General features: G+C 58.0%; 14 protein-coding genes. 11 read left to right on the top strand and 3 right to left on the bottom strand.

The window, feature by feature from the left end; all coding sequences use genetic code 11:
- Positions 1-271: 271 nt before the first annotated feature.
- Together AC2FIC_RS19865 and rpe are read right to left on the bottom strand one after the other, a co-directional pair.
- Positions 272-736, bottom strand: coding sequence for a hypothetical protein (locus AC2FIC_RS19865; protein WP_496692904.1), 465 nt, complete (start codon positions 734-736; stop codon positions 272-274).
- Positions 737-1,008: 272 nt separating this feature from the next.
- Positions 1,009-1,698 (bottom strand): ribulose-phosphate 3-epimerase, encoded by a 690-nt coding sequence (gene rpe / locus AC2FIC_RS19860; RefSeq protein WP_496692905.1) that lies wholly within the window; start codon positions 1,696-1,698, stop codon positions 1,009-1,011.
- Between the two features lie 163 nt (positions 1,699-1,861).
- On the opposite strand from rpe, the gene phnC reads away from it, so the two are divergent.
- The 5 genes from phnC to AC2FIC_RS19835 all read left to right on the top strand — a co-directional run bounded on the left by phnC (position 1,862) and on the right by AC2FIC_RS19835 (position 6,601).
- Positions 1,862-2,683 carry a phosphonate ABC transporter ATP-binding protein gene (phnC, locus tag AC2FIC_RS19855; RefSeq protein WP_496692906.1) on the top strand — a complete coding sequence of 274 codons (822 nt, stop codon included), beginning with the start codon at positions 1,862-1,864 and terminating at the stop codon, positions 2,681-2,683.
- 68 nt (positions 2,684-2,751) lie between these two features.
- Entirely contained in the window at positions 2,752-3,654 is a 903-nt protein-coding gene (phnD, locus tag AC2FIC_RS19850) for a phosphonate ABC transporter substrate-binding protein (protein ID WP_496692907.1), read from the top strand.
- A gap of 63 nt (positions 3,655-3,717) precedes the next feature.
- Positions 3,718-4,599 (top strand): phosphonate ABC transporter, permease protein PhnE, encoded by an 882-nt coding sequence (gene phnE / locus AC2FIC_RS19845; RefSeq protein WP_496692908.1) that lies wholly within the window; start codon positions 3,718-3,720, stop codon positions 4,597-4,599.
- Positions 4,596-5,963, top strand: coding sequence for a phosphonate ABC transporter, permease protein PhnE (gene phnE, locus AC2FIC_RS19840; RefSeq protein WP_496790159.1), 1,368 nt, complete (start codon positions 4,596-4,598; stop codon positions 5,961-5,963). The genes phnE (AC2FIC_RS19845) and phnE (AC2FIC_RS19840) overlap by 4 nt, the downstream gene beginning before the upstream one ends.
- A 23-nt stretch (positions 5,964-5,986) precedes the next feature.
- The gene (locus AC2FIC_RS19835) at positions 5,987-6,601 is read left to right on the top strand and encodes an LbetaH domain-containing protein (protein WP_142639333.1); all 615 of its coding nucleotides are present in this window, start codon (positions 5,987-5,989) and stop codon (positions 6,599-6,601) included.
- A gap of 158 nt (positions 6,602-6,759) precedes the next feature.
- Here AC2FIC_RS19835 and phnF read toward each other — a convergent pair whose 3' ends face one another.
- Positions 6,760-7,470, bottom strand: coding sequence for a phosphonate metabolism transcriptional regulator PhnF (gene phnF / locus AC2FIC_RS19830; RefSeq protein ID WP_142639335.1), 711 nt, complete (start codon positions 7,468-7,470; stop codon positions 6,760-6,762).
- Positions 7,471-7,572: 102 nt separating this feature from the next.
- On the opposite strand from phnF, the gene phnG reads away from it, so the two are divergent.
- The 6 genes from phnG to AC2FIC_RS19800 are packed head-to-tail and all read left to right on the top strand — an operon-like array spanning position 7,573 to position 11,224.
- A complete protein-coding gene (phnG, locus tag AC2FIC_RS19825; protein ID WP_496692910.1) occupies positions 7,573-8,031 on the top strand; it encodes a phosphonate C-P lyase system protein PhnG in 459 nt (152 codons plus the stop codon).
- Positions 8,031-8,606 carry a phosphonate C-P lyase system protein PhnH gene (gene phnH, locus AC2FIC_RS19820; protein WP_496692911.1) on the top strand — a complete coding sequence of 192 codons (576 nt, stop codon included), beginning with the start codon at positions 8,031-8,033 and terminating at the stop codon, positions 8,604-8,606. Before phnG ends, phnH begins: the two co-directional genes overlap by 1 nt.
- A gap of 3 nt (positions 8,607-8,609) precedes the next feature.
- Positions 8,610-9,701, top strand: a complete 1,092-nt coding sequence (locus tag AC2FIC_RS19815) for a carbon-phosphorus lyase complex subunit (protein WP_496692912.1) — start codon at positions 8,610-8,612, stop codon at positions 9,699-9,701.
- Positions 9,698-9,970, top strand: coding sequence for a hypothetical protein (locus tag AC2FIC_RS19810; RefSeq protein ID WP_496692913.1), 273 nt, complete (start codon positions 9,698-9,700; stop codon positions 9,968-9,970). Before AC2FIC_RS19815 ends, AC2FIC_RS19810 begins: the two co-directional genes overlap by 4 nt.
- Entirely contained in the window at positions 9,963-10,823 is an 861-nt protein-coding gene (locus tag AC2FIC_RS19805) for an alpha-D-ribose 1-methylphosphonate 5-phosphate C-P-lyase PhnJ (RefSeq protein WP_496692914.1), read from the top strand. Before AC2FIC_RS19810 ends, AC2FIC_RS19805 begins: the two co-directional genes overlap by 8 nt.
- Positions 10,820-11,224, top strand: a complete 405-nt coding sequence (locus AC2FIC_RS19800; RefSeq protein WP_496692915.1) for a VOC family protein — start codon at positions 10,820-10,822, stop codon at positions 11,222-11,224. The genes AC2FIC_RS19805 and AC2FIC_RS19800 overlap by 4 nt, the downstream gene beginning before the upstream one ends.
- Positions 11,225-11,226 lie beyond the last annotated feature (2 nt).

The raw sequence follows: 11,226 nt of genomic DNA, 5'->3' as shown, positions 1-11,226 counted from the left end.
GGCGTTGTGTCGAAAATCGTCGAGTAATTCGCGCAAGCGAATGATCAAATGGAAAGGGCGCCCATCCGGCGCCCTTTTTGATGCTAGGTTCTGATCAGTGCGTTTTCTTCAATGTAATCAGCGCATTCTGAGAAGCCGCGCAAACGAATCTTTTGCAGTTCGTTCACCGTTACCGGAAGGTCGTACCCTGCTTGTCTGGATAGCCCTTCGCACTGGGGCCCAACTCTGGCGGCGCAACCAGACAGGACACCAGTTCCGATCCAAATCAAAATCAGAAATCGCATCGCGGAACCTCAACTATCGTTTCTTCGTTGTAGATGGTGCTGTCCACAAGTGTCATTTGTCCTCGCAGCATAATCGCGTTTTCGCTGGTTATGCCTTCAGGCAGCTTGAGTGACAGAACTCGGGCAAAGGTCTCACCAATTTTTGCCGCGTTTTCCACAGTCATTACTTGCTCAGATATTCGGAGCTGATTGTCCGGCGCATCGACAATTTCCCGGTAGTCGAGCTTGTATGCCTGAATGGAAAAACTGACGGGCTCAATAATTATTCCTTTTGGGTTTTTCACCTGGATTCTGGCGGCAAGCGTACAGTCATCGTGAATTTTCGAGGTAACGGTCAAGGTCGCGTGGGAAGAATGATCCTGTCGAACAAGAACATACCAACCAGCGACCAACGCGGCTGTTATCACAACAATTTTTTGGACAATGTCCAACAACTTATCGGCAGTTTCCATTCACTAACTCTCCACCATCGTTTGGTCACCTGCGGCATTGGCACGCAAGAAAATGCCAGGCAAAGCCTATTTGAGGTGAACCATCGTATATTGGTTGGCTTGAAATCAAGAAGTTAGCTGGAATTTCCCCCGGAACCCTTCTGTGGCCACCAAAAGGCGTGAGATCCAGAAATGCGACAACAAGAGGAGTGGTCCTTACCTGTGCCAGTTTGGTAAGGGTCGACAATTTGAGTGCGACCACTCGTGATCAGCCTGCTCGGAGTTGCGAAGGATTAATCCGCCGCCAGTTGAGCAGCAGCCCTAACAGCCTTGATGTTCTTGCCGTAAATTTCAGGTTTGTCCACCGACCCGCCCTTGAAAACCGCCGATCCGGCGACCAGCACATCTGCGCCCGCCGCAGCGACCAGAGGGGCAGTTTTGGGGTCTACACCACCGTCGATTTCGATGTGCACCGGGCGGTCGCCGATCATCTGGCGCAGGCGGCGGATTTTGCTGGTCATGTCGATGAACTTCTGGCCACCAAAGCCGGGGTTTACGGTCATAACGCAGATGAGATCGGTCAGATCCAACAGGTGCTCGACCGCTTCGGCCGGAGTGCCCGGGTTCAGCGCGATACCGGCCTTCATTCCTGCAGCGCGGATGGCCTGCAGGGTGCGGTGCGAATGCGGCCCTGCCTCGATATGGGCGGTCAGCACATCGGCCCCGGCATCGGCATAGGCCTGAATATAGGGATCGACCGGCGCGATCATCAGATGCACGTCCATCACCGTTTTGACATGCGGGCGGAAGGCTTTGACGGCGGGCGGACCAAAGGTCAGGTTGGGAACAAAATGGCCATCCATCACGTCGATATGCACCCAGTCGGCGCCCTGCGCCTCGATGGCCTGAATCTCGGCACCGAAATTGGCGAAATCGGCGGACAGGATCGACGGGGCGATCTTGATGCTGCGGTCAAAGCTCATGGTGGCCTCGTGTCATCTGAACAGTTGAGGATGCGTATAGCGTTGAGGTCAGATGATGGATAGCCCCCGCGACAATCGCGCCGTAACAAAACTTTCACCTTACTGACACACAGCCGTTGAACAGTGGCTGTAGCTGACCGCCAAGACGAATTGGGGGTGGCCTGTGCTGCGTATCGACAAACTGACCAAACGCTTCGGCGATAATCTAGCCGTGGATGCGGCGACCTTGGATGTGGACAAACCGTGCATGATCGGCATCATCGGGAGATCCGGCGCCGGGAAATCCACCCTTTTGCGGATGGTCAATCGCCTGACCGATTCCAGCGAAGGCAAGATCCTGTTCGAAGGCCGCGATGTCACCCAGTTGAAGGGGCGGGACAAGCGGGCCTGGCAAGCCGAATGCGCCATGATCTTTCAGCAGTTCAATCTGGTGCCGCGCATGGATGTGGTGTCGAACGTGCTGCATGGCACACTGAACCGCCAATCGACACTGGCCACCATGTTCAACCTGTTCCCGATGGAGGACATCCACCGCGCCATCGACATTCTGGATCGTCTGGGCATCGCCGAACATGCGCCGAAACGCGCCGAGGCCCTGTCGGGTGGACAACAACAGCGTGTCGCCATTGCGCGGGCGCTGATGCAGGACCCTAAGATCATTCTGGCGGACGAACCGATTGCCTCGCTGGACCCGATGAATGCCCAGGTGGTGATGCAGGCCCTGCGCCGTATCCACGAAGAGGACGGCCGCACGGTCATCGCCAACCTGCACACGCTGGACACCGCGCGCCGCTATTGCGACCGCGTTGTCGGCATGCGCGACGGCCGCATCGTCTTTGACGGGTTGCCCGAACAACTGACCACCGGCGTCGCCCGCGAGATCTATGGGGCCGATGCGAGTTTCTCGGAAGAGGCGACCTCGACCGAGATCGAAACGCTCGACGCCACCCAGAAGGCCCTGATGGAAGCCGAAGCCACCATCTGAGCCACCCCAACCACCTTTCATCGCCCGACCCGATGAGAGGTCGGGGACATCAACCTGGAGAGAGACAGATGAAAAACCTAATTGCTGCCCTTGTTGCGACCACTGCCATGGCCGCGCCCGCTATGGCGCAGGAAATCAGCGAATTCCGCATTGGTATTCTGGGCGGCGAAAACGCCCAAGACCGGATGAGCAAGAATGAATGCCTGCGCGAATACACCGAAGAGCTGCTGGGCGTTCCAACCAAGCTGTTCGCCCCTGCCGATTATAACGGTGTGATTCAGGGCCTGCTGGGTGGCACGATTGACGTCGCTTGGTTGGGTGCGTCGGGTTACGCCAAAACCTATCTGAGCGATCCCGAAGCGGTTGAGCCGGTTCTGGTCAAGGTCAACAGTGATGGCGGCTATGGCTACTACTCGGTAGGCTTTGCGCGCAAAGACAGCGGCATCGCCTCGCTGGACGACATGAAGGGTAAGGCTTTTGGTTTTGGTGATCCGAACTCGACCTCGGGCTACCTGATCCCTTCGATCGAAATTCCACAGGCCACCGGTGCCACCATGGACTCGGGCGATTACTTCGGTGAGGTCAAGTTCACCGGCGGTCACGAACAGACTATCGTTGCGGTAAACAACGGTGACGTTGACGGCGGCGTGACCTGGGCCGACGGCCTGGGTGATTGGGAAGATGGCTATCAGTCGGGCGCGCTGCGCCGCGCTGTTGATGCCGGTCTGGTCGACATGAACGATCTGGTCGAGATCTGGAAATCGGCGCCGATCCCGGAAGGCCCGGTCGTTCTGCGCAAGGCCTTGCCCGAAGATGTCAAAGTTCAGGTCACTGAATTGTGGAACACGCTGGATGAAAAAGACCGCGAGTGTTTCTACGGCGTGGCAGCAGGCGAAGCCAAGAGCTTTGATCCCATCACGCACGAAGCCTACGAGGTCATCATCGAAGCGCGTAAGCTGAAGTCGAACTAAGCCTGCAACTCACATGATCGGGGTCCGGTGTTATACCGGACCCCGTTTTCTCAGGAGCATTCTATGACAGACCTGACCGCAGGGTCCCACAGTGTCGATCAGATCCGCGACGAATACTCAGAAATGACCCGGCGAAAACGGGCTTATGGTGGCATTCTCCTGATCCTGTTTGTGGCTTTGATGGCCGCAGGGTTCCGCACTGCGGATGATCGAAACGCAGGCAGTTTCGTTGACGGTTGGTGCAGGGTTTTCGACTATCCGGCCGAAGTTCTCTCGGAAGCGTGGGAAAAGATCGGCGCGATGCCGGAAAATCTGATCCGGTTCTTTCCGGCCTTGATCGAGACGATCAATATCGCGGCAGCATCAACCCTGATCGGTACGATTGTGGGGACATTTCTTGCCCTGATGTCGACACGGGGCATGGCGCAGTGGCCATCTCTGATCCCATTGTTTCGTCGGATTTCCGATATCTGCAGGGCCATCCCTGAAATCGTTATCGCGCTGGTTTTGATCTTTATTCTCGGCGGCGGTCCGGTTCCGGCAATGATTGCGATTGCCATCCATACCGCCGGTGCATTGGGCAAGCTATTCTCGGAAGTGAACGAGAACGCTTCGCTGAAGCCGATTGAGGGGCTGCATTCGGTGGGCGCGAACTGGTCGCAACGGATGTATTTGGGCGTGATCCCACAGGTCGGACCGAACTATGTCAGCTATGCCTTGCTGCGGTTTGAGATCAACATCCGTGCCTCGGCCATCCTCGGTTTCGTCGGTGCTGGCGGTCTGGGCTATGAGCTGCGCAACGCGATGTCATGGGGGCAGGGGCGCTACGACGAGGCCGCGGCCATCTTCCTTCTGCTTTTTGTCACAATCATGGTCGTGGATCAGCTGTCCGGCTATCTGCGGGATCGCCTGACCCACGGGTCTGAAAAAGGAGCTTCGGCATGACGACCTTTGCCACTGATCTGTCGACAGATGACCTCAAGGCCGAGGCCGGTCGTCTGTTCAACCGCAAACGGATCGTGAATTTCGGGTTGCCCGGCCTTGTCGCTGTTTACCTGATCTACGTGTTCTTTGCCTTTGACGTGCCGGGCTTGGCAGGGCGCGCAAACTGGGAAAACGGCAAGACGCTTGTTGCCGACACCTACAGTTACAAAACCCATGTCACGCGAGACAATCGCAATGGAGAGGTGTCCGTTGCGGTCGAAGGGGACCGCAAAGGCACCTATCCCGACGGAACCGCACCCGATTGGGTGGCGCTGGGCGAAACCACGATCATTGACCTGGAGGATGGTCACGTGGTGCGTTTCGGCCCTGAGACAATCGAATATGATATCCCCGGCTATGGCGTCGTGCGCGCCACACCCACCCGCGCCTCTGGGGTGCAGGCCGAGCTACCGGCGGGCGAGGTTCCAGACTGGATCAACGTCTCAAAAAACCGGCTGGCGATCACCACCGATGCGGGGCGTCTGACCGTGACCCGCAACCGGTCCGAAGTGTTCCGCTATTTTCCAGGATGGGAGCTGTTCTGGTTCACCCTCGACAGCCCGTATTATGGCAAATCTTTCCCCGAGTTGGTCAGCCGCGCCACCGCCGGTGAGGCCGGTGCCATTTTCAACGATTTCTGGACCAACAAGATCTGGCGGCATCAGGATGTGGCCTGGGCCATCTTCGAGACGATCCTGATGGCGTTTCTGGGCACCATGGGGGCAGGGATTATCGCCTTGCCACTGGCGTTCCTGGCGACGCGGAACTTTAACCCCTTGCGGTCGGTGCGCTTTGCCACACGGCGGGTGTTCGACTTTGTACGCGGTGTGGACGCCTTGATCTGGACCGTTGTTCTGGCACGGGCCTTCGGCCCAGGGCCGTTGACCGGAGCGCTGGCAATTCTGGTGACCGATACCGGGACATTCGGCAAGATATTCTCAGAAGCGCTGGAGAATGTGGATGAGAAGCAGATCGAGGGCGTGCAGTCGACCGGTGCGAATGCGCCGCAGCGCTATCGCTTTGGCGTGATCCCACAGATCACTCCCGTGCTGTTGAGCCAGCTTTTGTACTTTCTCGAATCCAACACCCGCAGCGCGACCATAATTGGCGCGATTACTGGCGGCGGCATTGGTCTGTTGCTGACGCAGGCGATCATCACTCAGAAGGATTGGGAAGAGGTCGCCTATTACATCGTTCTGATCATTCTCATGGTGATGTTGATGGATTGGTTCTCGGGCTGGTTACGGCGTCGTCTGATCCAGGGCGACAGCGGCAAGAAGAGCAGGCCGAGCAACGCGAAAACCAAAGATTTTATTCTGCCGTGAGCGCAGCTTGAAAGGTCAGATTCATGGCACGATTGCGCACGGATGAACCGTTCATCCATCCCGATTGCCAGATTACCAACAGCAGCTTTGGTGCATTTGTCGAGATTGGCACCGGCAGTCGGATCGCCAACGCGGTCTGGGGCGACTATTCCTATTGCGACCGGACCTGCGACATCGCCAACGCCCAGATCGGCAAGTTTTCGAACATTGCCAGCTTTACCCGGATCGGCGCCACGGATCACCCGTTGCAAAAGGCCTCGCTGCATCATTTTAGCTATCGGTCGGCTGACTATTGGGACGATGCCGAGGATGATGCCGAGTGGTTTGCCCATCGCGCAAGCCGGATCGCATATATCGGGCATGACACATGGATCGGTCACGGAGCGATCATCAAGCCCGAGGTGACAATCGGTAATGGTGCGGTCATCGCATCCGGGGCGCTGGTGACCAAAGACGTACCGCCCTACATGATCGTTGCTGGGGTGGCGGCCCAACCACTCCGCCCCAGGTTCCCACAAGCGGTTGCGGATCGGATGGAGCAGTTGGCCTGGTGGGACTGGGACAACAGCCGCTTGCGTGACGCATTGCCGGATTTTCGCAAACTAGAGGCCGAGGCGTTTTTGGAGAAATACGAATAGCTGGCCCTGTGACCCCAGGTGCTCCGCGCCCGCAGAAGCATCGGTTTCGCCGATCCCCCTTTGGGGCCTTGGGCCGGGCGCCGCGCTTTGCGCGGCGCTACGCCCAATGGGATGAAACCTCCGATAGGAGGTTGAAGACGGGCGGGAGGCTTACGGGATCAATCCTCGTTCAGGGTCAGCGTAACTCGTTCCCCGGCAAAGGTTGTTCTTCCGTACTCGACAGGATTGCCCTCGGGGTCTGCATTGATGCCGATCGAAAACAAGACTGGTGCGCCCTCGGACAGGTGCAGGTGCAGAGCTTGAGTTGCCGTGGCCGCGCGCGCGGTCAGGCGGGTTGAGATGCGCGTGTAATCCGGCACATCGCATCTTTGGAGGGCTTTGGTGACGGATTGGGTTTCGGTCAGAATCTGCAGAATATCAGGAAATCGCTTGGCCGGAAAAACGCTTTGAAACAGGCCGATGGGTTGCCCGTCGGCCAGAGACAGACCGTCATAGACATGCACCGTGTCGCCGGTTTCAAGCCCCAATGCATCGGCCTCGGCTTCATCCGCGGCCCGTGTGGTCAGGGCGAGGATCTTCTTGCCGGGCATCTTGCCGCTGGCCGAGATGCTCTTGTGGTATCGCACCCGCTTACCAATCGGATACTCGGTTGGTCGGGTGGCGACGAATACACCGGCCCCGCGCCTAGAATGGACCAGCCCCTGGTCGGCCATGTCAGACAGCGCCCGACGAACCGTGTGGCGGTTAACGCCATGCGTTGCGGCCAGTTGCGCTTCGGTCGGCAGCCGGTCACCGGTTTGATATCGCCCTTCGGCAATGTCCGACGTCAGGCTTAGGGCGATGCTTTTCCAGATCGGCGTTTTGTTCATGTCACCAAAAATTCACACAGTTGCGATTGCGAGTCGCCGGGCGGCGGTCTATGATTTGTATAGTTGTATAGGATAAGTAGACAACCCCGCCAAGAGGCTTTGATGACACAACAGAGAGATTCCGCGACCGAGGCGCGTAAGACCTGGATGGGCCTGCTGGCCCGCGCGCCAGATGACGCCACGTTGGCGCTGTGGGAGGGCCTCACGGACCGTCCCGGCTTTGAATGGCTGCGCAGCCCCGAAGTGGGCGGCGTGATGGTGCGCGGACGTACCGGCGCCACCGGGGCGCCGTTCAACCTGGGTGAAATGACGGTCACGCGCTGCTCGGTGGTCTTGCAGGATGGCACGGTTGGACATGGCTATGTTCAGGGCCGGTCAAAGCCCAAGGCCGAAGCTGCAGCTGTGATTGATGCGATGATGCAGACTGCGGCAGCAGACCATGTGCGGGAAAACCTGCTCGGTCCGCTGGAACAGAAAATGCAGGCGGTCAAAATCGCGCGGGCGGCAAAGGCGGCCGCAACCAAAGTAGAATTCTTCACGCTGGTTCGGGGAGAAGATTGATGACTGCGCAAACTCAATTCTCGGGCGGGTTCCAGAACATACCGGTTGATTCCGCACATGCTTTTCGCGCGGCGATGACGGTGATGGCCCGCCCTGGAGAAATCCGCAGCCTGTCAGGGGCCGTGCCCCCAGCGCCTTTGTCGGTAGCAGCGGGCACTTTGTTGCTGACTTTATGCGACCCGGAAACCAAGGTACATCTGGCGGGTGAGCTCGACACCGACGCGCTGCGCGAATGGCTGACCTTCCACACCGGCGCGCCGCTGGTTCCTGCTGGCGAGGCGGATTTCGCCGTCGGCACTTGGGGCGAACTTGGTGGGCTGGATCGCTATCGCATCGGAACTGCAGAGTATCCGGACCGGTCAACCACTCTGATTGTTGAGCGTGACGGCCTGGATCAGTCCGGTGCCATTTTGCACGGTCCCGGTATCAAGCAGAGCGCAGGCTTGAACCTACCCGATATCCCTGCGTTGCAACGTAATGCGGCTCTTTTCCCTTTGGGATGTGACTTCTTCTTTACCTGCGGTGACAAGGTCGCGGCCCTGCCGCGCAGTACCCAGATCAGCGCGGAGGGTTAAGCGATGTATGTTGCCGTCAAAGGAGGCGAAAAGGCTATTGAGAATGCCCATGCCTGGTTGGCCGAAGAGCGCCGAGGCGCCCCGGATGTGGCCGAGCTTAGCCTGGTCCAGATCCGGGAGCAGCTGAGCCTGGCGGTGAACCGGGTGATGGCAGAAGGATCGCTGTATGATCCGGACCTTGCCGCACTGGCGATCAAACAGGCGCGTGGTGATCTGATCGAAGCGATCTTTCTGATCCGCGCCTATCGCACGACATTGCCGCGTTTCGGTTATTCCGAACCGGTTGAAACGGGCAATATGGCCTGTGACCGTCGGATATCGGCGACGTTCAAGGATGCGCCGGGCGGGCAGGTGCTGGGCCCGACATTCGACTACACCCACCGCCTGCTAGATTTCAAACTGGCTGCGGATGGCGAAACTCTACCCGCGCCCGAAGGTACGGCGCGACACGAGCCGACCCCGCATATCACCGAATTCCTCAAGGGTGAGGATATCATTCAGGACGAGCCGGTCAGCGATGCTACGCCCGGCGACCTGACCCGCGAACCGCTGGAGTTTCCGGCGGGCCGTCCGCTGCGGTTGCAATCGCTGGCGCGCGGGGATGAGGGGTTTGTGCTGGGCATGGCCTATTCGACTCAGCGCGGCTATGCCCGCAACCACGCCTTTGTTGGCGAGCTGCGGATCGGCAAGGTCGCGGTCGAAATGGATATTCCCGAACTGGGCTTTGCCATCGAGATCGGCGAAGTCGAGTTGACCGAATGTGAGACGGTGAACCAGTTCCAAGGCTCAAAGACTGAGCCGCCACAGTTTACACGCGGCTATGGGCTCGTCTTTGGCCAGTCTGAACGCAAATCCATCGCCATGGCTCTGGTCGACCGGGCGCTGCGGTGGGAGGAGCTGGGCGAGGACAATCTGGGCGCACCTGCACAGGACGAGGAATTTGTCCTGAGCCACTCAGACAATATTCAGGCAACGGGTTTCCTCGAACATATCAAGCTGCCGCATTACGTGGATTTTCAGTCCGAACTGGAATTGGTGCGCAAGCTGCGCCGCGAGGCCGAGGAACGGATTGCATCGAGGGAGGCTGCGGAATGAGCTCTGAACGCTTTGCCCTACAGGCTCGTCCTACGGTTCAAAAACCAGCCGCTGCCCTGATTGGGCGATTTCCTGCCGAAAGCTTCGCGCGAATTCACGATTTCAAGCGAATCCCATTCGCACGAAAGGTCGCGGGCCATGGCCCCGAGGCGCCACTTTGCGCGAAAATTGCGCCAGATAAAATAGAGCATAATCGCCAAAAAGAGCGAACAAATACCAAATACGTTCATAAAAACACCAGAAACAAAATAGTTACATCAAATGACTGAATATAACTTCGCATATCTGGACGAACAAACCAAGCGGATGATCCGTCGGGCGATCCTCAAGGGGTTGGCTATTCCCGGATATCAGGTGCCATTTGCCAGCCGAGAGATGCCGATGCCTTATGGCTGGGGTACCGGGGGCGTGCAGGTATCTGCCGCAACTTTGACCCCGGACGATACGTTCAAGGTGATTGATCAGGGCGCGGATGATACGACCAATGCCGTGTCTATCCGTAAGTTTTTCGAGAATACGGCGGGCGTCGCCACCACCGAGGTAACAGAGAAGGCGACGGTCATCCAGACTCGCCACCGCATCCCCGAGGCGAAGCTGCGCGCGGATCAGATTCTTGTCTATCAAGTGCCGATCCCAGAACCGCTGCGGTTTCTGGAACCGCGCGAGACCGAGACACGCAAGATGCACAGCCTCGAAGAATACGGGTTGATGCACGTGAAACTGTACGAAGACATCAGCCAGCATGGTGCGATCTCAACCGCTTATGCTTATCCTGTGATGGTCTCGGAACGTTATGTGATGGACCCGTCCCCCATCCCGAAATTCGACAACCCAAAGCTTGAGATGGACGCGATCCAGCTGTTTGGCGCGGGCCGCGAGCAACGCATCTACGCGGTGCCACCGCATACCAAGGTCGTCAGCCTCGATTTCCAGGATTACCCGTTCGAGGCCACAAAGGCCGACCATCCCTGTGATCTGTGCGGGGCCGAGGACAGCTATCTGGATGAGGTCATCATGGATGATGCAGGTACCCGCATGTTTGTTTGCTCGGACACTGATTATTGCCGGTCGCGCCGCGAGGCGGGCCATGTGGGCCGTTTGGCCAGAGAGGATGCCGCATGAAACGAGAAGATGTGCTTGGAATTGACCACCTTGGCCTTACGGTTTCGGACCTCGACGCCACGCGGACGTTCTTTGTCGATGCGCTGGGTTGGGAGGTCTTCGGCAGCAATCCGGATTATCCGGCGGTTTATGTAACCAATGGCGCGGCGAAGCTGACGCTTTGGCAGCAAAAAGGCAAGGGGCTACAGGGGTTTAACCGGCACAAGAACGTCGGGTTGCATCATGTTGCATTGAAAGTTCCCGATGAAGAAGCGCTGACTGCGGTTTTCGATGCGGTCAAAGACTGGCCTGCCGTCGCTGTCGAGTTTGCACCTGAACCCTCGGGTTCAGGTCCGAAACTCCATTTCATGATCCGAGAGCCGGGCGGCAATCGGATCGAGTTTTCATATGACCCAAGGTGAAT

The sequence above is a fragment of the Ruegeria sp. CDSC079 genome, assembly GCF_059610505.1.
The sequence above is the reverse complement of the archived record's forward strand: the minus strand, read 5'-3'. Positions and strand labels throughout refer to the sequence as shown.